The organism is Streptomyces sp. NPDC004031 (genome assembly GCF_053604375.1).
This window is the reverse complement of the sequence record NZ_JBSGHL010000027.1, coordinates 55312-75566: the sequence shown is the minus strand read 5'-3', so window position 1 is coordinate 75566 and position 20255 is coordinate 55312. Positions and strand designations below refer to the sequence as shown.

Sequence of the window (20255 nt, the reverse complement as noted above, 5' to 3'; positions counted from 1 at the left end):
CCGGAAGTTCGTCAGGTCTTCGAAAGCGGTGCATCGGGGCGCGCGGAGCGCGCATGGGGCGTGCGCCGGCGGCCACGGTCATGCCGTGGACCGCCGTCGTGCGGGTCAGCCCGCACATCGCGCGACCCCGCCCGTACCCGAGCCGAGCGAGCCGCTGCCGACGCGCCCGCCCTCCTTCGCGAATCCCGAAAAGGCTTCCTGAGCCATGGTCAGAAGTCCCAGCCCTCGTCGTCCGCGGCCGCCTGGGCCGCCGGGGGCTCCGCGAACGCCTCGCCCGCCATGCCGGCGGTCAGCGTGGTCCCGTCCGCGGGGTCGATCAGCAGGAAGGCGCCGGTGAGCCGGGCCTCCGCGTAGGCGTCGATCGGCAGCGGCTCGGCGGTGCGCAGCCGCACCGCGCCGATGTCGTTGACCTCCAGCGCCGCCGGGTCGTTGTCGTGGGCCAGGCCGTGCGACAGGTCGATCCGGTAGGGGATGGCCTTGACGATCGCCTTGACCGTGCGCGTCCCGTGCTTGAGCAGCACCCGCTCGCCGATCCGCAGCGGGCGCTCGTGCAGATGGCACACCGTCGCCCGGACGTCCTGCGTGACGGCGGGCGCGGACGCGGTGGGCGCGATCATGTCGCCGCGCGAGACGTCGATGTCGTCGGTGAGCCGTACGGTCACCGACTGCGGCGCCCACGCGGTGTCCACGCTCACGCCCAGCGCGTCGATGCCGGAGACCGTCGTCGTACGCCCCGAGGGCAGCACCGTCACCGGGTCGCCGACGCGCAGCATGCCGGAGGCGATCTGGCCCGCGTAGCCGCGGTAGTCCGGGTGCTCGGCGGACTGCGGCCGGATCACGTACTGCACCGGGAAACGCGCCGGGCAGTCCGTCAGGTCGTGGCTGACGGGGACGGTCTCCAGGTGCTCCAGCACCGTCGGGCCGCCGTACCAGTCCATGTTCGCGGACGGCTCCACGACGTTGTCGCCGGCCAGCGCGGAGATCGGGATCGCGGTGATCTCCGGCACCCCGAGGGAGGCGGCGTACGACGTGAACTCCTCGGCGATGGCGGCGAACACCGGCTCCGCGAAGTCCACCAGGTCCATCTTGTTGACCGCGAGCACCACGTGCGGCACCCGCAGCAGCGCGGCCACGGCGGCGTGCCTGCGGGTCTGCTCCACCACGCCGTTGCGGGCGTCGACGAGCACCACCGCCAGCTCCGCGGTCGAGGCACCGGTGACCATGTTGCGGGTGTACTGCACATGGCCCGGCGTGTCGGCCAGGATGAACCGGCGGCGCGCGGTGGCGAAGTAGCGGTAGGCCACGTCGATGGTGATGCCCTGCTCGCGCTCGGCCCGCAGGCCGTCGGTGAGCAGCGCCAGGTCGGGGGCCTCCTGGCCGCGGACCTGCGAGGCCCGCTCGACGGCTTCGAGCTGGTCGCTGAGCACCGACTTGGAGTCGTGCAGCAGCCGCCCGACCAGGGTGGACTTGCCGTCGTCGACGGAACCGGCGGTGGCGAACCGCAGCAGCGTGGTGGCCGACAGCTCCTCGGCCGTCAGCGGGCTGGTGGAGACGCTCATGTCTAGAAGTACCCCTCGCGCTTGCGGTCCTCCATCGCCGCCTCCGACATCTTGTCGTCGGCGCGGGTGGCCCCCCGTTCGGTCAGCCGGGAGGCGGCGATCTCGGTGATCACCGCGTCCAGCGTGGTCGCGGTCGAGTCGACCGCGCCGGTGCAGGACATGTCGCCGACCGTGCGGTAGCGGACCTGCCGGGTCTCGACCGGCTCGGCGGCCTTCGGGCCGCCCCACTCGCCGGCGGTCAGCCACATGCCGCTGCGCCGGAAGACCTCGCGCTCGTGCGCGAAGTAGATCGAGGGCAGCTCGATCTTCTCGCGCGCGATGTACTGCCACACGTCCAGCTCGGTCCAGTTGGACAGCGGGAAGACGCGGACGTGCTCGCCCGGCGCGTGCCGGCCGTTGTAGAGCTGCCACAGCTCGGGGCGCTGGCGGCGCGGGTCCCACTGGGAGAACTCGTCGCGCAGCGAGAACACCCGCTCCTTGGCGCGGGCCTTCTCCTCGTCGCGCCGCCCGCCGCCGAAGACCGCGTCGAAGCGGTGGCCGGCGATGGCCTCGGTCAGCGGCACGGTCTGCAGCGGGTTGCGCAGCCCGTCGGGGCGCTCGCGCAGCCGCCCGTCGTCGATGTAGTCCTGCACCTTGGCCACGTACAGCCGAAGGCCGTGCTCGGCGACCGTGCGGTCGCGCAGGTCCAGCACCTCGGGGAAGTTGTGCCCGGTGTCGACGTGCAGCAGCGAGAACGGCACCGGCGCGGGCGTGAACGCCTTCAGCGCCAGGTGCAGCATGACGATCGAGTCCTTGCCGCCGGAGAAGAGGATCACCGGCCGCTCGAACTCGCCCGCCACCTCGCGGATGATGTGGACCGCCTCGGACTCCAGCGCGTCCAGGTGGGTCAGCGCGTACGGGCTGTCCCGCTGCTCGGTGTGCGTCGCGATGGTGCTCATGTCGTCAGGCCCCTCTCGGCGAGCAGCGCGTGCACCGCTGCGGCGGACTCCTCGACGGTGCTGCCCTGGGTCTCGATCCGCAGGTCGGGGGTCTCCGGCACCTCGTAGGGGTCGTCCACCCCGGTCAGTCCGGTCAGTTCGCCCGCGGCCTGCCGCGCGTAGAGGCCCTTCACGTCCCGCACCGAGCACACGTCGACCGGCGTGGCCACGTGCACCTCCACATAGCCGGTGCCGCGCGCCTGGTGGCGCTTGCGGACCGCCTCGCGGCTGTCGGCGTACGGCGCGATGACCGGCACCAGCACCAGCACCCCGTGCGCGGCGAGCAGTTCGGCCACGAAGCCGATCCGCTGCACGTTGGTGTGCCGGTCCTCGCGGCTGAAGCCCAGACCCGCGGACAGGAACTCGCGGATCTCGTCGCCGTCCAGCACCTCGACCCGGTGGCCGTCCGCGCGCAGCCGGTCGGCGAGCGCGCGGGCGATCGTGGTCTTGCCGGCGCTCGGCAGGCCGGTGAGCCAGACGGTGGCGCCCGCTGTCATCGAAGCCTCCTGCGGCTGAGCCGCCGTCACTGGTGTATCCCGCACTCGGTCTTGCCGAACGCCGCCCAGCGCCCGGCCCGTACGTCCTCGCCCTCCAGCACCCGCCGGGTGCAGGGCGCGCAGCCGACGGAGGCGTAGCCGTCCGTCAGCAGCGGGTTGGTGAGCACCCCGTGCTCGGCCACGTAGGCCTCCACGTCGTCCTGCGTCCAGCGGGCGATCGGGGCGATCTTGACCTTCTGCCGCTTGGCGTCCCAGCCGACGACCGGGGTGTTCGCCCGGGTCGGCGACTCGTCCCGGCGCAGGCCCGTCGCCCACGCGTCGTAGCCGGCCAGCGAGCGCTCCAGCGGGGCGATCTTGCGCAGCGCGCAGCACCGGTCGGGGTCGCGGTCGTGCAGCCGGGGGCCGTACTGCGCGTCCTGCTCGGCGACGGTCTGCTCGGGCGTGACGGTGATGACGTGGACGTCCATGACCGCCGCGACCGCGTCACGCGTCCCGATGGTCTCCTCGAAGTGGTAGCCGGTGTCGAGGAAGACCACGTCGATACCGGGCAGCGCGCGCGAGGCGAGGTGCGCCACGACGGCGTCCTCCATCGACGACGTCACGCACAGGCGCGGGCCGAAGGTGTCGGCGGCCCAGCGCAGCACGTCGAGCGCGGACGCGTCCTCCAGGTCGCGGCCGGCCTGCTCGGCGAGTTCCTGCAACTGGTCGGCGGTGTACGAAGAAGCGGTGGTCACGAAGCGCCTCCCTGCGGGGAATCGGCGGCCGGCCTCCTGGCCAGCAGCCCGAGGAACGACAGCTTGAAGGCGCGGGAGCACGCCCGGCATTCCCAGGCGCCGTGCCCGCCCTCCTCGGAGGGGCGCAGGTCCTCGTCGCCGCAGTAGGGGCAGTAGAAGGGGGCGGCACGCTCGCTCACGACAGCGCCTCCTCGGAGGCGCGCGCCGCCCACTGGGCGAACCGCTCGCCGTCGGTGCGCTCGGCCTGGAAGCGTGTGAGCACCCGCTCGACGTAGTCCGGCAGTTCGGCCGAGGTGACCTTCAGGCCGCGCACCTTGCGGCCGAAGCCCGCGGTCAGGCCGAGGCTGCCGCCCAGGTGGACCTGGAAGCCCTCGGTCTGCTCGCCGTCGGGGCCGGTGACCAGCTGGCCCTTCAGACCGATGTCGGCGGTCTGGATGCGGGCGCAGGAGTTGGGGCAGCCGTTGATGTTGATGTTGACCGGCTCGTCGAAGTCCGGCAGGCGGCGCTCCAGTTCGTCGATGAGCGAGGCGCCGCGCGCCTTGGTCTCGACGATGGCCAGCTTGCAGAACTCGATGCCGGTGCACGCCAGGGTGCCGCGCCGGAAGGGCGACGGGCGCACCTGGAGGTCCAGCGACTCCAGGCCCGCGACGAGCGAGTCGACCTGGTCCTCGGCGACGTCCAGGACGATCATCTTCTGGTCGGTCGTGGTGCGCACCCGGTCCGAGCCGTGGCCCTGGGCCAGTTCGGCGATCTTGGTGAGCGTGGCGCCGTCCACGCGGCCGACGCGCGGGGCGAAGCCCACGTAGAAGCGGCCGTCCTTCTGCCGGTGCACCCCGATGTGGTCGCGCCACACCTGCTTCGGCAGCTCCGGCGCCGGGCCGTCGAGCAGCGGGCGCCCCAGGTACTCGTCCTCCAGCACCTGGCGGAACTTCTCCGGACCCCAGTCGGCCAGCAGGAACTTCAGCCGGGCGCGCGAGCGCAGCCGGCGGTAGCCGTAGTCGCGGAAGATGCCGACGACGCCCGCCCACACGTCGGGCACCTCGTCCAGCGGCACCCACGCGCCGAGCCGCTCGCCCAGCCGCGGGTTGGTGGACAGCGCGCCGCCGACCCACAGGTCGAAGCCCGGACCGTGCTCGGGGTGCTCGACACCGACGAACGACACGTCGTTGATCTCGTGCACCACGTCGAGCTGCGGCGAGCCGGAGATCGCGGTCTTGAACTTGCGCGGCAGGTTGGAGAACTCCTTGCTGCCGATGTAACGGGACTTGATCGCGTCGATCGCCGGGGTGCCGTCGATGATCTCGTCCTCGGCGATGCCCGCGACCGGGGAGCCCAGGATGGTGCGCGGGGTGTCGCCGCACGCCTCGGTCGTGGACAGGCCCACCGCTTCCAGCCGGCGCCAGATCTCCGGCACGTCCTCGATGCGGATCCAGTGGTACTGCACGTTCTGCCGGTCGGTGATGTCGGCGGTGCCGCGGGCGAACTCCTGCGAGATCTCGCCGACGACGCGCAGCTGCGCCACCGTCAGCCGGCCGCCGTCGATGCGGACCCGCATCATGAAGTAGCGGTCGTCCAGCTCCTCGGGCTCCAGGATCGCGGTGCGCCCGCCGTCGATCCCGGGGCGGCGCTGCGTGTACAGGCCGTACCAGCGCATGCGTCCGCGCAGGTCGGCACCGTCGATCGCGTCGAAACCCGCCTTGGCGTAGATCGTCTCAATGCGTGTCCGCACGTTGAGACCGTCGTCGTCCTTCTTCGTCTGCTCGTTGCCGTTGAGCGGAGTGAAGTGGCCCTTGGCCCACTGGCCTTCGCCGCGGTGCCGCGTCGACTTACGGCGGGCCGCGGCGGGTGTCCTGGGCGTCCCGGCAGACGGCTGCGGGGTGTCGGCGGGGCTGGATGCCATGGCGATGCGTCCTTCTGGCAGGCTCGAATACGGTCGTTGACGGCGCGGAAGTACCCTGTGGCCTGGGGAAACGCAGAGCGGTGGTACGACGGCCGCGGACACAGGGGAACTCCCGTGCATCCACGACGGCGGGGATGGCGGAGCAGTGCAGCTGTGCGGTCAGCCCGCCGGACAGATGGCGCTGGAAACGCGGCAGAAGTCGACGTGCGGCCGACCCACCAAGGCGATTCCAGTGCGAGACATGACGGAAGCGTGGCATGCACGTCTCGGGAGAGTCCACCGTTATCCATCATGTGGACGTCCGCATCTCACTATGTGGCAAACTATGGCGCACGTCACGTTCCCGCCGCGGACACGGAGGAGCAGGTGGGAGGCGGACAGCCGCCGTCGGACGGGGTGCGCGGCGGCGCCGGGCGCGACCGCGGCTCAGCCGCGCGGGGCGCGCCCGGCCAGCACCGCGGGCGCCACCGACTGCGGCAGCAGGTCGGCCGCCCGGCGCGGGCGCACCAGTTCGACCTCCACCCCCTCGGCGAAGCGGTACGGGCGGTGCGCCAGCACCCCCGCGAGCGTGCGCCGCAACCGCGACATCTCGGCCCGCACCGTCACCGTACGGGTCGGGTCGCCGAACAGGTCGCCCGCCAGCTCCGCCGCCGTCCGGCCCGCCCGGTGCACCGCCAGGACGTACAGCAGCTCCGCATGCCGGGGCGTGAGCGGCAGCGCCCAGCGGCCCGCCGGACCGGCCATGGTCACCGTCCAGCACGCCGGGCCGCTCACGTCCACCACCACCCGGCCGGCCGCGGCGGACGGCTCGCCGTCGCCGACGCGCACCAGCCAGCCGCCCGGCAGCGGTTCGATCCCGCACATCCCCAGCGCCGGCAGCCACACCTGCCCCGCGGTCACCGCGGCGGGCAGCGCGATGCGCTCGGCCGGGGCGATCCCGGTCGCGGCCGCCGTCCAGCCGTTGCGGTCCACCACCAGCGCGCGGCCGCCGATCCCCGCGAGCAGCGGCGCCGCGACCGACCGCAGCCGTTCCACCGCCGCCCAGTGCCGCCTGCGCAGCTCGCCCTCGGCGACCCGGGCGACCGCCGACACCAGCGACAGCGTCGCCGGGTGCACGGTCGAGGCGGGCCCGCTCACGTCCACCACGCCCAGCAGCCGCCCGTCGCGCGGGTCGTGCAGGGGCGCCGCGGCGCACGTCCACCCGTGGTGGGTGCGCACGAAGTGCTCGGCGGAATGCACCTGGAGCGGCCTGCGGGTGACGAGCGCGGTGCCGATCGCGTTGGTGCCGACGACCTCCTCCGACCAGGAGGCGCCCTCGGCGAAGCCCAGCCGGTCGGCGCTGCGGCGCACCGCGACGCTGCCGTCGCGCCACAGCACCCGGCCCTCCGCGTCGGTGACGACCATGATGTGCCAGGCCGCGTCCGCGACCGAGACCAGGCCGTCGGCCAGCACCGGCAGCACCTCGCCGAGCGGGCTGCCGTGCCGCCGGTGCTCGATCTCCTCGGCGGCCAGCAGCCCGCTGTGCCGCCCCACGTCCGGATCGACCCCGTGGTCCAGCGTCCGCGCCCAGGACGCCCCGATGACCGCGCGCGGCGCCTGCGGCGGGATGTCCCCGGCGAGCGTGGCCGCCCGCACCGAGGCGAGCAGGTGCGGCGACCTCGTCAGGTCCGACCCGTCGAGCCGCCCGTAGCCGATCGGCCGGTCTGCCACGCCGCCTCCGTCCCGGTGCCCCCGCAGCTCCCGCTGCCCATGGTGCCCGGTACGGCCCCGGGCCGCCGGGCTTTGGTGCAACGGTGTGCAACGGTTGCGCCGAGAGCGCTTACCGACGGACAGTGACGCCGCGTCACCTTCGGGGGTGGTGCCGAGTCGGCGCGGCGCCACCCCCGGCCGGGGACCGCCTCTTCCGGTCCGCAGGGCGCCCCGCGCGGCCTTGTCCGGCGCCCACCGCGTACCCCCTTCGTATACGACGCCCCGCTCACACCGCCGCGGCCAGGACCGGGGTCAGGGCGCGGCGCAGGAAGGCGCCCGCGGAGTCCAGCGCCGCGTCGGCCTCGTCGAGCAGCCCCGAACCGGCGAACCGCTGGAAGACGTGCGTGGCCCCGGCGGTGATCTCCAGCTCGACCGGCACGTCGTCGGCGGCCGCGCGGGAGGCCAGCGCCACCGCGTCGTCCAGCACGATCTCGTGCGAGCCCGCCTGCACCAGCAGTGGCGGCAGCCCCCGCAGGTCGTCCAGCACCGGCAGGGCGCCGGTCGCCGGGCCCCGGTAGGCGGCGGCGTACCGGCCCAGCATGTGCGCGGTCAGGATCGGGTCGTCGGCGGCCCGCGCGGTGATCGACGCCCCGGACATCGTCAGGTCGTACCAGGGGGACAGGACCACGGCGGCCGCGGGCAGCGGCAGCCCGGCGTCGCGGGCGGCGACCAGCGCCTGGAGCGCGAGCCCGCCGCCCGCCGAGTCGCCCGCGAAGGCGATCCGGGAGGGCGCCGTACCGTCGTCCAGCAGCGCGCGGTAGACGGCGAGGGTGTCCTCCACCGCGGCGGGGAAGGGGTGCTCGGGCGCCAGCCGGTAGCCCACCGAGACACCGCGGCCGCGCGCCCGGGAGGCCAGCCCCGCGGTGAGAGAGGTGCCCGAGCGGGCCGAGCCGACGACGAACCCGCCGCCGTGCAGGTAGAGCACGACCGGCGCGTCCGGGCCGCCCTCGGCCTGCGGGTGCGCGGTGTGCACGACCGGCACCCCGCCGAGCCGGCCCTCGGTGGTGACGGTGCCTTCCGGGAGCACCGCCGTGGAGGTGATCTCCTCGAAGAAGGCCCGCTGGTCGGCCACCGGCATGTCCGGGTCCAGGGCGGGGCGGCTGCGCAGCGTGTCCTGGAGGTTCTTGATCTGTGTCTGTGTCATGCCCCCACCTTGCCGCCGCCGCCCGGCGGTGAAAATCGGAGCGCTTCGCCTAGGACGGGCCGTCCTAGGCACCCCCGGCCGCACCCGCCGCCCGGCGCTGCATGATGGGTACATGCAGATGGACCGCGAGCAACTCGCCGACTTCCTGCGCCGGTCGCGCAACCGGCTGCGGCCCGAGGAGGCCGATCTGCCGGTCGGGCGGCACCGCCGCACCCCCGGGCTGCGCCGCGAGGAGGTCGCCCACCTCGCGGGCATGTCCGCGGACTACGTGATGCGGCTCGAACAGGCCCGCGGCCCGCAGCCCTCGACGCAGATCCTCGCCGCGCTGGCCCGCGCGCTGCGCCTGACCACCGACGAGCGCGACCACCTGTACCTGCTCGCGGGCCACCCCCCGCCGCTGCCGCCGGGCGCGGGCCTGCACGTCCGCCCCAGCCTGCGCTACCTGCTGGACCACATGACGCAGACCCCCGCGCAGCTCATCGGCGACCTCGGCGACCTGCTGGCGATGAACGCGCTCGCCGAGGCGCTGTTCGGCTGCGTGTGCACGGTGGCCGAGGCGGACCGCAACGTGCCCTGGCGCTGGTTCACCGACCCGGTGCTGCGCGAGGCATACCCGGTCGAGGAGCACACCGAGCGCAGCCGCGAGATGGTCGCCGACCTGCGGGCCGCCGTCGCCCGCCGGGGGAACGACCCCGTTGCGGCGGCGCTGGTCGCCCGGCTGCGCGCGGCGAGCGACGAGTTCTGCGAGCTGTGGGAGGCGCACGAGGTCGCGGTGAAGCAGCGCAGCAGCATGCGGGTGCTGCACCCCGAGGTCGGGCTGATCGTCTTCGACTACGAGGTGCTGCTCACGCCGTCGCAGGACCAGCGGCTGCTGGTCTTCACCCCGCAGCCCGGCTCGCCCGGCGTGGACGCGCTCGCCCTGCTCGGCGTCCTCGGCCCGGCCACCGCGCACCGCAGCCACCGCGGCGGACCGGCGGCCGTGACGGCACCGTAGGGCCCGGGGCCCGCCTGCCCCCCCCGGGCCCGCCGGATCCGCGACGGCCCCGCGGTACGGACGCCGGCCCGTACCGAGCCCCGCCCGTACAGACGCCGGCCCGTACCGAGCCCCGCCCGTACGGACGCCGGCCCGTACCGAGCCCCGCCCGTACGGAAGCCGCCGGGGCCGCTCAGCCCGCGACCGGTGCCGCCCGCTCCAGGACCGGTGCCAGGTCCAGGCCCGACGGGAGGGTGCCGAAGGTCGAGCCCCACTCGCCGCCCAGCCGGGAGGCGCAGAAGGCGTCGGCCACCGCGGACGGCGCGTACCGCACCAGCAGCGAGCCCTGGAGGACCAGCGCCATCCGCTCCACGACCCGGCGGGCGCGCGCCTCCACGCCCTCCAGGTCGCCGAGGTCCGACAGCAGGTCCTTGACCGCCGCGTCCAGCCGGTGGTCGGCGCCCCGCGCGCGTCCCACCTCGGTCAGGAACGCCTCGACGGCGAGCGGCTCGCGCCCCAGCACCCGCAGCACGTCCAGCGCCTGGACGTTGCCCGAGCCCTCCCACACCGAGTTCAGCGGCGACTCCCGGAAGATCCGCGGCATCCCGGACTCCTCCACATAGCCGTTGCCGCCCAGGCACTCCAGCGCCTCGGCCGCGACCGCCGGGCAGCGCTTGGTCACCCAGAACTTCGTCACCGCCACCCCGAGCCGCCGCAGGTGCCGCTCCTGCTCGGTGTCCGCGTCGTAGGACGCCGCGAGCCGCATGACGGCGGCCGTCGCGGCCTCCGACTCCAGCGCCATGTCGGCGAGCACGTTGCGCATCAGCGGCTTGTCGACGAGCGGGCCGCCGAAGGCCTCCCGGTGGGTGGCGTGGTGCACGGCCTGCGCGACGGCCTGCCGCATGAGCGCCGCGGAGCCGAGCGCGCAGTCCAGCCGGGTCGCGGCGACCATCTCGATGATCGTGGCGACCCCGCGGCCCTCCTCGCCGACCCGGCGCGCCCACGTGCCGTCGAACTCGACCTCGGCGGAGGCGTTGGAGCGGTTGCCCAGCTTGTCCTTGAGCCGCTGGATCGCGAAGACGTTCCGCGTCCCGTCCGGCAGCACGCGCGGCAGCAGGAAGCACGTCAGCCCGCCCGGCGCCTGGGCCAGCACCAGGAAGCCGTCCGACATCGGGGCCGAGCAGAACCACTTGTGCCCGGTCAGCGCGTACGTCCCGGGTTCGGCGAGCGGCACCGCCCGGGTGGTGTTGGCGCGCACGTCCGAGCCGCCCTGCTTCTCGGTCATGCCCATCCCGAACAGCGCCCCGGGCTTCTCGCCGGGGGCCACCAGCCGCGGGTCGTAGGAGTGCGAGCCGAGCCGCGGCTCCCACTCGGCGGCCAGTTCCGGGTCGGCGCGCAGCGCGGGCACGGCGGCGTGCGTCATCGACACCGGGCAGCCGTGCCCGGCCTCGACCTGCGACCACACCAGGAACCCGGCCGCCCGCCGCAGGTGCCCGTCGGGCCGCGACCAGGCGTCGGTCAGGCCCGCGGTGATCGCGTGCCCGAGCAGCCGGTGCCAGGACGGATGGAAGTCGACCTCGTCGATGCGGTGGCCGTAGCGGTCGTGGGTGCGCAGCACGGGGGAGCAGGTGTTGGCCTCCTCGCCCCAGCGCTGCGCCTGGGCGGAACCGGCGGCCTCGCCGAGCCGGACGAGTTCCTCGGTGACCTCCGCGAGCCCGGCCGGGTCCGCATGGCGGGCGACGGCCTCGGTCAGCGCGGTGTCGGTGCTGTATACGTCATGGCCGACCAGGGGCGGGGCCTGGTTCGCGACCGTGTGGGTGACGGCAGTCATGCCAGCTAACGTAAGGGGGTGCAAGCAGCAGAAGAAAGAAGCCACCGGCGTCCGAGCCGCTGGCGGCGGGCCCGGGTGCTCTACCGCAACGTCTCCAAGCGGAAGGTGGGCTGGCTGCTGCTCAAGGACACGGTCGACTCCTGCCTGGAGTACCGCGTCACCGGCCTGGCCGCCGAGGCGGCGTTCTTCGTGCTGCTGTCGCTGCCGCCGCTGCTGCTCGGCCTGGTCGGCGCGCTCGGCTACGTCGACACCGTCGTCGGTCTCGACACCATCGACCACATACGCCACAACATCCTCAGCGCGTCCGGGACCGTGCTCTCCGACAAGGGCGTCAACGACCTGGTCAAACCGCTCGTCGACGACGTCTTCCACGGCCGCCGCCCGGATCTGATCTCCATCGGCTTCGTCATCGCCCTGTGGTCCGGCTCCCGCGCGGTCAACGTCTTCGTCGACACCATCACCATCATGTACGGCCTGGAGGGCCGCCGCGGCATCGTCAAGACCCGGCTGATGTCGCTCGTCCTGTACGTCGTCGCGCTCGTGCTCGGCGCGGCCGTGCTGCCGCTGGTCGTCGTCGGCCCCGGCGCCGTGGACGACCTGATCCCCGGCGTCACCGGCACCGTCCACATCCTCTACTGGCCCGCCGTGCTGCTCGCCTCGGTCGCCTTCCTCACCACCCTCTACCACGTGTCCGTCCCCGTCCGGTCGCCCTGGTACGAGGACGTTCCCGGCGCGCTCGTCGCCCTGCTCATGTGGATGCTGGGCAGCTTCGTCCTGCGGATCTACCTCGGGCACGCCGTCGAGGGCCACACCATCTACGGCTCCCTCGCCGCGCCCATCGCCGTCCTGCTGTGGATCGGCGTGAGCGCCTTCGCCGTCCTGGTCGGCGCCGCCGTCAACGCCGCCGTCGACCGGGTGTGGCCGTCGCTGGCCACCGCCGCCGCCCGCGAGGAGAACAACCGCCGCAAGGAAGCCGTCGCCGCCGAGGTCGTCGCCCGCGCCGCCGCCCGCCGCGCCCGGCAGGCCGCCGCCGCCGGCAGCCTGGAGGACGACGCCGACGACGCCGACCCGCCCGCCGAATACCCCGAGCGCTGGGTGGACGTCCTCCCGCACGCCGACATCCGCTCCCGGCTGCGCGCCCGCCGCCCCCGCCCCGAGCGCCCCGAGCCGCTCGACCCGCCGCGCCGCCCCCGCCCGCTCGTGCCGCCCCGCCCCTCCGCGCCGCCCCCGCTGCCGCCCTTCCCGCCGCCGCCCCCGCAGACGCGGTGGGACGAGCACCGGCAGCGCTGAGGCCGCGCTGTCGGCGGTCCACGGCATCATGGGGAGGTGGGCGGATACCGTGAACGGCCGGGAGCCGTCCCCGGCGTCACCGTGTGGAGCCGCACGGACAGCGGGGACGCGCCCTACCGCGTGCTGCCCGACGGCTGCATGGACCTGATCTGGTACGACGGCACACTGCTCGTCGCCGGGCCCGACACCGCCGCCCACGTCGCCACCGCCCGCCCCGGCAGCGCCTTCGCCGGACTGCGCTTCGCCCCCGGCACCGCGCCCGCCCTGCTCGGCGCCCCCGCCGCCGAGGTGCGCGACCGCCGGGTGCCGCTCGCCGACCTCTGGCCCGCCGCCCGCGCCCGGCGGCTCGCCGCACGCGCCGACGCCGACCCCGTCGCCGCCCTCGAAGCCTGGGCTGTCGCCCGGACGCACGAGGCCGGCCCCGCCGATCCGCTGCCCGCCGCGGTGACCGCCGCTCTCGCCGCCGGGCGGTCCGTCCGGGACGTCGCCGCCGTGTGCGGCCTCGGGGAGCGCCAGCTGCGCCGCCGCTGCGAGGCCGCCTTCGGCTACGGGCCGCGCACCCTCGGCCGCGTCCTGCGCCTCCAGCGCGCCCTGGCCCTCGCCCGCGCGGGCGTCCCCTTCGCCCGCGTCGCCGCCGACACCGGCTACGCCGACCAGCCCCACCTGGCCCGTGAGGTCCGCGCGCTGGCGGGCGTCCCGCTCGGCGAACTGACCGGGTTGCCGCCCGCCGCCCCCGCCGGGTAGGAAGGCGGCATGCTACGAGGCCGTACGGTCGGGCTGCGGGCCCGGCACGAGGAGGACATCCCTATCCTGCGGGCCGAGCTCTTCGACGACGTGGCCACGGCCTCGCGCTCCGAGGCCGAGGCCTGGCGCCCGGCCGCGCCCGGCACGAAGGACCCCCGGTTCGTGGTCGACGACCTGGACCCGAAGAACGTCCCCTTCTCCGTGGTGGAACTGTCCGGCGGCGCGCTCGTCGGCCACGCCACCTTGTGGGGCATCGACACCCACAGCCGCTACGCCCACCTCGGCCTGAGCCTGCTGCCGTCCGCCCGCGGCAAGGGCTACGGCGCCGACGCGGTCGCGGTGCTGTGCCACTACGGCTTCGTCGTCCGCGGCCTCAACCGCCTCCAGATCGAGACCCTCGCCGACAACCCGGCGATGCTGCGCGCCGCCGAGGCCAACGGCTTCGTCCGCGAGGGCGTCCTGCGCTCCGCCGCCTGGGTCCTCGGCGCGTTCGTGGACGAGGTGGTCCTCGGCCTGCTCGCCCACGAGTGGCGGGCCCCGGCGTCCTGAGCCCCCGTCACGGGCGGGAGAACACGGCCACGTCGTAGCGCTCGGCCACCGGGCCCGCCCCGGCGCCGCGCGCCGCGGCCGCCAGGGACGCGAGCCCGGCCCGGAACTGCTCCGGCGTCAGCCGGGCGAACTTCGCCTGGGGCCGGGTGACCAGCCGGTCGTGGTAGGCGCCCAGGTCCGCCGCCACCGGCTGCGCGAAGGACAGCGTCTCCACCAGGGCGAATCCGCCCGCCGTGAAGTCCGCGACGACGTCCGCCGCGCTCGGGAAACGCTGCTCGTCGGCCTTCCGCAGCAGCGGCCAGTGGTCGTACACCACCGAGTCCAGGCGTTCGCGGAAGGTGGTGCGGACGACGACCCGCCCGCCGGTCCGCACGATCCGGGTCAGCTCGGCCACCGCCCGCGGCCGGTCCGGGAGATGGTGGATCACCCGCGAGAGGAGGGCCAGGTCGAAGGCCCCCGCCGGGGCGGGCACGGCTTCCGCGGACCCGGCCGCGTACCGCACCGCGGGATGCGTACGGTGCCGGCGCGCCTGCGCCAGCATCGCCTCCGAGGGGTCCACGGCCAGCACGGTGGAGCCCTCGATCCAGCGGGCCATCGCCGCGGAGAAGACGCCCGTCCCGGCGCCGACCTCGACGATCGCGGGCGCGGGGCGCGGCGCGAAGGAGGCGATCAGCTCCACCCAGGCCCGCAGGGAGGGCTCCGGCATGCCGTTGCCCCGGTCGTAGGCGGCGGCGAGCCGCTCGTCGTCGTAGGGACGGCTCATGCGGCCCGATCCTGGCGCGGTGCGCGGGCCCGCACAAGGGCGTCGTTCAGGCCGCGGCGAAGAGGTCGACCGGGTTGCCGTCCGGGTCGTGGACGACGGCGTAGCGCTGGCCCCAGAAGGCGTCCCACGGCTTGAGGTGCCCCTCGTGGCCCGCGCCCGTCAGGGTGTCCCACAGCGCGTCCACGCCCGCGGGGGTGCCGCAGTCGAAGGCGAGCGCGACGCGGTTGCCGCGGGCGGGCTGCCACGTCGGGTCGAAGGACCTGACGGTCTCGACGGTGTCCCACGCGAGCCGCAGCCCGCCGGGGAGCGTGACCTCGACGTGCGGCTCCCCGTCGGCGGCCGCGGGCAGGTCGATGCCCAGCAGCCGGTAGAAGCGCAGCGAGGCCGCCATGTCGGAGGCGACGATCCCGATCATGTCCAGGCGAGGTGTCACACGAGGTGCGTTCATGCCCCCGACGCTAGCCCGCGGGTCCGGGCCCGTCTTGAACGAAACGGACCCGCCGGGGGAGGCGCCGCCGCGAATGCGCACCCATGCTCCGCGGCGGCGCGGTCTCGGTTCCCCCGTGCCGGGGTCAGGCGGTGGGGAGGGTCCAGGTCTGGTTGGTGGCGGCGGTGCAGGTCCAGATCTGGAGGCGGGTGCCGTTCGCGGAGCTCTTGCCCGTGGCGTCCAGGCACTTGCCGGACTGCGGGTTCACCAGGGAGCCGGACGCGCCGGGCTGCCAGACCTGCGAGCCGGTCCCGTTGCAGTCGTAGAGCTGGACCTGCGTGCCGTTCGCCGTCCCGGCGGACACCACGTCCATGCACTTGCCCAGCGCCTGGAGGCTGCCGTCCGAGGCGACGGTCCAGGTCTGCGCGGCGGTGCCGTTGCAGTCGTAGAGCTGGACGGCCGCACCGTTGGTGCTGCTCGCGCCCGCGACGTCCACGCACTTGCCGCCGAGGCCCGTGATGGCGCCGGAGGTGGCGGGCGGGGGCGGGGTGGCGCCGCCCGGGGCGACGTCGGGGTTGTCGGCGTTCGTCAGGGTCTCCCACGCCACGAAGAGGTTGTTCGTGCCCGCGGGGCGCCGCGACTCGGTGAGCGTCTGGGTGTTGGTCATCGCGATGCCCATACGGTTGTGCAGCGCGTTGAAGCCGACCTCGGTGACCGGGCCGAGGCCCAGGTTGAGGCTGCCGCCGCACAGCCAGGACGGCGGGGTCGCGCCCAGCTCGTACTTCGCCTGGAAGCCGAGCGCCTGCTGGAGCCGCGGGCCGACCTGCGGGTAGAGGTCCTGGCCCTGGATGTACGCGGTCTCGGCGACGTCCGAGATGGACGCGATGCCGTAGCCGGTGTGCGTGAAGTCGCGGCAGGTCTCCTGCGTGAGGCCGTCGACGAAGGTGGACTGGCCCTGCCAGTAGCCGATGATCTGCGACGCCGTGGTGAGCCCGCTGCCCGGCACGGTCTTCGGCAGCGCGCCGTCCGAACTGAGGTAGACGTACGCCGGGACGCGGTTGAGGTAGCGCGCGATCGCCCGGTCGTAGGAGGAGGCGTCGTCGAGGAAGACGGAGATGCCGACCGCGGCCTCCATCATCGTCAGCTCCCAGTTGCCGTTGCTGTTGGAGCCGTTGATGACCTCGGGCAGGTAGACATTGCGCAGCATCGTCGCGAAGCGCCCGGCGTTGGGCCAGCCGCCGGTGTAGGTGTACTTGACGATCTCCGCGGCGCGCGGCCACACCGACCCGGCCCAGCCGGTCTGCAGCGGGGCGTTGCTGTTGGTGTGCGTCGTGATGGTCGCCGACCACGCGTCCATCAGCGCGATGGCCTTCTGCGCGTAGGCGGAGTTGCCGCTGATGTACCAGGCGAGCGCGTCGGTGTACGCGGCGATGGCGTCCTCGCGCTCGTCCGTACAGCCGTTGTTGGGGTTGGAGTACGGGCCGCAGTCGACGCTCGCGCGCGGCTTGGGCGTACGCGAGAGGGAGGCGTACGAGCTGGAGATCATCTGGTTGTACGCGGCCGTCCAGGGCGCGGCCCCCGCCTGCACCTTGCCGCGCACGAAGTCCAGTTGGGACCGGCTGACCATGACTCCGGGATGAACGAACGACGTCGGCGCGGCCGCGACCGCGGGTGCGGCAGCGGCGGCCGGCCGGGCGGCGGCGGGGGCCGCCTTCGCCGCGGCCGGGGTGGCGGCGGTCGCGGCGCCGGTACCGGTCACCAACGCGGCGACCGTTGTGATTGCTGCTCCGAAGGCGATGAGAGCGGGGACTTGACGAAACCGGTTACTTCGCTGCGTGGCGCGTCTCATGGGGGCTCCTCGAACGCGAGGGAAGGTGGGGGGATGTCGTCGGTGGTATGGACCATAGGTCATTGACATGAACACCGTCTAGACCTTTGAATCCCCCTACAGGCGCACGTCCCCCCACCGTCGCGCACAGGAAGGCCACCGATGGTCCCCACCCGCACCGCCGGACCCCGTACGGCGATACGCCTGCTGGCACTCGTCGCCCTGCTGCTCGCCGCACTGATGGCGCCGTTCCACCGCGCCCACGCGGCAGCACCGTTCAAGATCCTCGCGTTCTACGACGGCACGTACGACGCGGCGCACATCAGCTTCGTCCACGAGGCGAACACCTGGTTCCCGCAGCAGGCCGCCGCCAACGGCTTCACCTACACCGCCACCAACGACTGGAACCAGCTCAACACCGCGAACCTGGCGAACTACCAGGTCGTCATGTTCCTCGACAACTACCCGCACACCGCGGCCCAGCAGAGCGCCTTCCGCACGTACATGGAAGGCGGCGGCGGCTGGATGGGCTTCCATGTCGCGGCCTACAACGACCAGACGCCCAGCGACTGGTCCTGGTACCACGAGACGTTCCTCGGTACCGGCACCTTCCGCTCCAACAGCTGGGGCCCGACGTCCGAGACGCTGCGCATCGAGGACCCGAACCACGCGGCGACCGCGGGTCTGCCGTCCACGATCACCTCGTCGGTGAGCGAGTGGTACAGCTGGCAGAACGACCTGCGGCAGAACCCGGCCATCGACATCCTCGCGTCGATGGACCAGTCCACCTTCCCGATCGGGACCGACCCCAACCAGACCTGGTACAGCGGCTATTACCCGATCGTGTGGAGCAACCGCAACTACAAGATGATCTACAACAACTTCGGCCACAACGCGATGGACTACGCGACGAACACCACCCTGTCGTCGACCTTCGCGAGCCCCCAGCAGAACCAGCTCCTCCTCCAGGGCCTGCGCTGGCTCGGCGGCGCCACCGGCCCCGTCACCCCGCCCCCCGGCGGCGGCACCGGCGCGATCACGGGCCTGGGCGGCAAGTGCGTGGACGTCGCGGGCGCGAGCAGCACCAACGGTGCGGCCGTCCAGCTCTACGACTGCAACGGCACGAACGCCCAGAAGTGGACGGTCGGTTCCGACGGCACGCTGCGCGCGCTGGGCAAGTGCATGGACGTGGTGTCCGCCGGGACGGCGAACGGCACGCAGGTCCAGCTGTACGACTGCAACGGGACCGGCTCGCAGGTCTGGCAGCCCGGCGCGTCCGGCTCCCTGGTGAACCCGCAGTCCGGCAAGTGCCTGGACGCCACGGGCAAGAGTTCCGCGAACGGCACCCGCCTCCAGATCTGGACCTGCACCGCCGCCACCAACCAGACCTGGCACCTGCCCACCGCCTGACCCCGTCAGCCCGCGCCGGGTGGTGCTCCGCAGCCGCGGGGCACCACCCGGCTCGGTCGACAGCGTGGCGACGCACCCCACCGCCGGTCAGGCCGCGGCCGGTTCGGGGGTCGGGTGCAGCGTGGGGTAGTCCGTGTAGCCGGACGTGCCGCCACCCGGCGACGTGCCCGGCGCTGTGGATCGCGGTGATGTTGGGGTAGGTCCGGCCCACGGCGCTCGGCGTCGAGGCCTCGGCGATGATCAGCCCGGCGGTGGCGCGCTGGGCGTAGTAGGTTGCCATGACCGGTTCGGGGGTGCCGTCGGCCGCGGCCCGGTTGCGGGTCATCGGGGCCATCACCAGACCCCCGGCGGGCAGCGCGACTACGGGGACTGGGCGGTTGGCGGAGGAGCGCTGGGGCACCGCGGCGCGGGGGTCGTCGTGAGCGGCGGCGTCAGGTGATGGCCGAGGTCCTCCGCCACAGCGCGGCGAGGGCGGTGTCGCCGGTGACTGTTGCGGCGTCGGGCGGCAGCCGGTTCCACAGCATGAGGTAGAGGTCCTGCGCCGGGCCGGTCAGCTCGCAGTCGGCCGGGCCGTCGCCCGCGGACCGCTCGGTGAGCGGCGGCTCGTCGGCGGAGAGCCGTACCGTCCACGCCCCGGCGGCGTCCGTCGGCCGTACCCGCAGCACACGGGGCTGCCCGGTGCGTACCCGGCTGCGCGCGCGGGCGTGAAATCCGGTCAGCAGCTCGTCGATGCCGTCCGCGGCGAACTCCGGGTCCAGCGGGGAGAGTTCCCCGCCGCGCGCCGACTCGGCGTCCACCCGGTGCACCGCCGTCTCGTGCGCCTGGCGCCGGGCCCAGAACGCCCGCGGTGACTGCGCGGGCAGGAAGGCCCAGCACGCGGTGTCCTCACCGGCCGCCCGCAGCGTACGGACCAGGGCGCCGTGCCCCTCCAGGAACCACGGCAGCAGCGCCTCGCCCACCGGCCCCGCGGGCATCGGATCCTCCGGCACGGGCCCCGGCAGCCGCCCGGCCACGATGCGCGCCGCCCAGCGGTGGAAGGTGCTGGTGTGCCGGACCAGGTCGCCGGTCGTCCAGCCGGGACAGGTCGGCACGGGTGCGTTCTCGCCCGCCTCCGCGGCGGCGTCCGCGAGCAGTTCGCCCTCCCGCTGCAGGTGGGCGATGTGGTCGATCGTCCGCATGTCCCGGATTCTGCCCTGGCGCGGCCCCGGCGTCACGCCCGCGGTGATGCCCGGCGACGGTACTCGCGGCCTCGTTGACCTCAACTCATCGTCGGCAATGGAGAGTTGGCGACCGCTGCGATGACGCAGGCGCATCCGGGATTCCAGCGGGCGAGACGCCCTCGGCGCGGCTGACCCAGTGCCTATAGTGCTGGCCATGCCCCAGATTCAGCTGCTCCACCTCCGTCACGCCGCCGCGCTGCTCGCCTTCGAGGTGGAGAACCGGGCGTACTTCGCCGCCTCCGTCCCCGATCGGGGGGACGACTTCTTCGCACACTTCGGCGAGATGCTGCGGGCGCGGCTGGCGGAGCAGGAGGCCGGGGAGTGCTGGTTCCATGTCGTCGTCGGGGACGGCGGCGAGGTGCTGGGGCGGGTGAACCTCGTCGATGTGGCCGACGGTGAGGCCGAGTTGGGCTACCGGATCGCGGAGCGGGCGAGCGGGCGGGGCCTGGCGACGTGGGGGGTGGCGGAGGTCTGCGGACTGGCCGCCGGGCGGTACGGGCTGAAGTCCCTGCGGGCGGGGACCACGCTCGACAACGCCGCCTCGCGGGCGGTGCTGGCGCGGTCGGGGTTCGCGGTGGTCGGGGAGCGGGAGTATTCCGGGGGACCCGGGCTGACGTACCGGCGCGGCCTGGCGGGCGGCTCCTGACATCGGGCCCCGCA

The 20255-nt window shown here is 74.0% G+C and carries 20 protein-coding genes and 2 pseudogenes; 6 read left to right on the top strand and 16 right to left on the bottom strand.

Going from position 1 to position 20255, the window contains the following annotated elements; genetic code table 11:
• Positions 1-209: 209 nt before the first annotated feature.
• From ACWERV_RS19255 to ACWERV_RS19215, 9 genes are all read right to left on the bottom strand, one after another.
• Positions 210-1559, bottom strand: a complete 1350-nt coding sequence (locus tag ACWERV_RS19255; protein WP_398178287.1) for a sulfate adenylyltransferase subunit 1 — start codon at positions 1557-1559, stop codon at positions 210-212.
• A gap of 2 nt (positions 1560-1561) precedes the next feature.
• Positions 1562-2497, bottom strand: a complete 936-nt coding sequence (cysD, locus tag ACWERV_RS19250; protein WP_452934386.1) for a sulfate adenylyltransferase subunit CysD — start codon at positions 2495-2497, stop codon at positions 1562-1564.
• Positions 2494-3033, bottom strand: coding sequence for an adenylyl-sulfate kinase (gene cysC / locus ACWERV_RS19245; protein ID WP_452934383.1), 540 nt, complete (start codon positions 3031-3033; stop codon positions 2494-2496). Before cysC ends, cysD begins: the two co-directional genes overlap by 4 nt.
• Positions 3034-3059: 26 nt before the next feature.
• Positions 3060-3767 carry a phosphoadenylyl-sulfate reductase gene (locus ACWERV_RS19240; RefSeq protein ID WP_398178296.1) on the bottom strand — a complete coding sequence of 236 codons (708 nt, stop codon included), beginning with the start codon at positions 3765-3767 and terminating at the stop codon, positions 3060-3062.
• Complete coding sequence (locus ACWERV_RS19235; protein ID WP_398178299.1) at positions 3764-3946, bottom strand: hypothetical protein; 183 nt, start codon at positions 3944-3946, stop codon at positions 3764-3766. The genes ACWERV_RS19240 and ACWERV_RS19235 overlap by 4 nt, the downstream gene beginning before the upstream one ends.
• Positions 3943-5667, bottom strand: a complete 1725-nt coding sequence (locus ACWERV_RS19230) for a nitrite/sulfite reductase (RefSeq protein WP_452934380.1) — start codon at positions 5665-5667, stop codon at positions 3943-3945. Before ACWERV_RS19230 ends, ACWERV_RS19235 begins: the two co-directional genes overlap by 4 nt.
• A 159-nt stretch (positions 5668-5826) precedes the next feature.
• Positions 5827-5910: a putative leader peptide gene (locus tag ACWERV_RS19225; protein ID WP_322899662.1), complete on the bottom strand. Its 84-nt coding sequence runs from the start codon at positions 5908-5910 to the stop codon at positions 5827-5829.
• A gap of 183 nt (positions 5911-6093) precedes the next feature.
• Complete coding sequence (locus ACWERV_RS19220) at positions 6094-7377, bottom strand: GAF domain-containing protein (protein ID WP_452934377.1); 1284 nt, start codon at positions 7375-7377, stop codon at positions 6094-6096.
• Positions 7378-7642: 265 nt separating this feature from the next.
• Positions 7643-8560 (bottom strand): alpha/beta hydrolase, encoded by a 918-nt coding sequence (locus ACWERV_RS19215; protein WP_452934374.1) that lies wholly within the window; start codon positions 8558-8560, stop codon positions 7643-7645.
• A 112-nt stretch (positions 8561-8672) separates the two neighbouring features.
• Between ACWERV_RS19215 and ACWERV_RS19210 the strand changes: the two genes are divergently transcribed.
• Positions 8673-9554, top strand: a complete 882-nt coding sequence (locus tag ACWERV_RS19210) for a helix-turn-helix transcriptional regulator (protein WP_452934371.1) — start codon at positions 8673-8675, stop codon at positions 9552-9554.
• A 172-nt stretch (positions 9555-9726) separates the two neighbouring features.
• Here the strand turns inward: ACWERV_RS19210 and ACWERV_RS19205 are convergent, their stop codons facing one another.
• Entirely contained in the window at positions 9727-11364 is a 1638-nt protein-coding gene (locus tag ACWERV_RS19205; RefSeq protein ID WP_452934369.1) for an acyl-CoA dehydrogenase family protein, read from the bottom strand.
• Between the two features lie 18 nt (positions 11365-11382).
• Here ACWERV_RS19205 and ACWERV_RS19200 point away from each other — a divergent pair, with 18 nt between their 5' ends.
• From ACWERV_RS19200 to ACWERV_RS19190, 3 genes are read left to right on the top strand one after another with little or no spacing between them, the layout of a single operon-like run.
• Positions 11383-12654, top strand: a complete 1272-nt coding sequence (locus ACWERV_RS19200; RefSeq protein WP_398178316.1) for a YihY/virulence factor BrkB family protein — start codon at positions 11383-11385, stop codon at positions 12652-12654.
• A 36-nt stretch (positions 12655-12690) separates the two neighbouring features.
• Positions 12691-13398 (top strand): helix-turn-helix domain-containing protein, encoded by a 708-nt coding sequence (locus ACWERV_RS19195; RefSeq protein ID WP_452934366.1) that lies wholly within the window; start codon positions 12691-12693, stop codon positions 13396-13398.
• Positions 13399-13407: 9 nt separating this feature from the next.
• Positions 13408-13947 (top strand): GNAT family N-acetyltransferase, encoded by a 540-nt coding sequence (locus ACWERV_RS19190; RefSeq protein ID WP_452934363.1) that lies wholly within the window; start codon positions 13408-13410, stop codon positions 13945-13947.
• Positions 13948-13954: 7 nt separating this feature from the next.
• Here the strand turns inward: ACWERV_RS19190 and ACWERV_RS19185 are convergent, their stop codons facing one another.
• The 4 genes and pseudogenes from ACWERV_RS19185 to ACWERV_RS19170 form a co-directional block, all read right to left on the bottom strand.
• Positions 13955-14710 (bottom strand): class I SAM-dependent methyltransferase, encoded by a 756-nt coding sequence (locus tag ACWERV_RS19185; protein ID WP_452934361.1) that lies wholly within the window; start codon positions 14708-14710, stop codon positions 13955-13957.
• A gap of 46 nt (positions 14711-14756) precedes the next feature.
• The gene (locus tag ACWERV_RS19180; RefSeq protein ID WP_452934358.1) at positions 14757-15158 is read right to left on the bottom strand and encodes a VOC family protein; all 402 of its coding nucleotides are present in this window, start codon (positions 15156-15158) and stop codon (positions 14757-14759) included.
• A 124-nt stretch (positions 15159-15282) separates the two neighbouring features.
• On the bottom strand, positions 15283-15657 hold the full coding sequence (locus ACWERV_RS19175; RefSeq protein WP_452934426.1) for a ricin-type beta-trefoil lectin domain protein: 375 nt from the start codon (positions 15655-15657) through the stop codon (positions 15283-15285).
• Positions 15658-15705: 48 nt separating this feature from the next.
• Positions 15706-16986 (bottom strand): annotated as a pseudogene (locus ACWERV_RS19170) (alginate lyase family protein); the annotation flags it as partial.
• A 141-nt stretch (positions 16987-17127) separates the two neighbouring features.
• Here ACWERV_RS19170 and ACWERV_RS19165 point away from each other — a divergent pair.
• Entirely contained in the window at positions 17128-18375 is a 1248-nt protein-coding gene (locus tag ACWERV_RS19165) for a ThuA domain-containing protein (protein WP_452934356.1), read from the top strand.
• Positions 18376-18517: 142 nt separating this feature from the next.
• Here ACWERV_RS19165 and ACWERV_RS19160 read toward each other — a convergent pair.
• Together ACWERV_RS19160 and ACWERV_RS19155 are read right to left on the bottom strand one after the other, a co-directional pair.
• A pseudogene (locus ACWERV_RS19160) lies at positions 18518-18775 on the bottom strand (oxidoreductase); the annotation flags it as partial.
• Between the two features lie 31 nt (positions 18776-18806).
• The gene (locus tag ACWERV_RS19155; RefSeq protein WP_452934354.1) at positions 18807-19553 is read right to left on the bottom strand and encodes a maleylpyruvate isomerase family mycothiol-dependent enzyme; all 747 of its coding nucleotides are present in this window, start codon (positions 19551-19553) and stop codon (positions 18807-18809) included.
• Between the two features lie 196 nt (positions 19554-19749).
• On the opposite strand from ACWERV_RS19155, the gene ACWERV_RS19150 reads away from it, so the two are divergent.
• Positions 19750-20241: a GNAT family N-acetyltransferase gene (locus ACWERV_RS19150; protein WP_452934352.1), complete on the top strand. Its 492-nt coding sequence runs from the start codon at positions 19750-19752 to the stop codon at positions 20239-20241.
• Positions 20242-20255 lie beyond the last annotated feature (14 nt).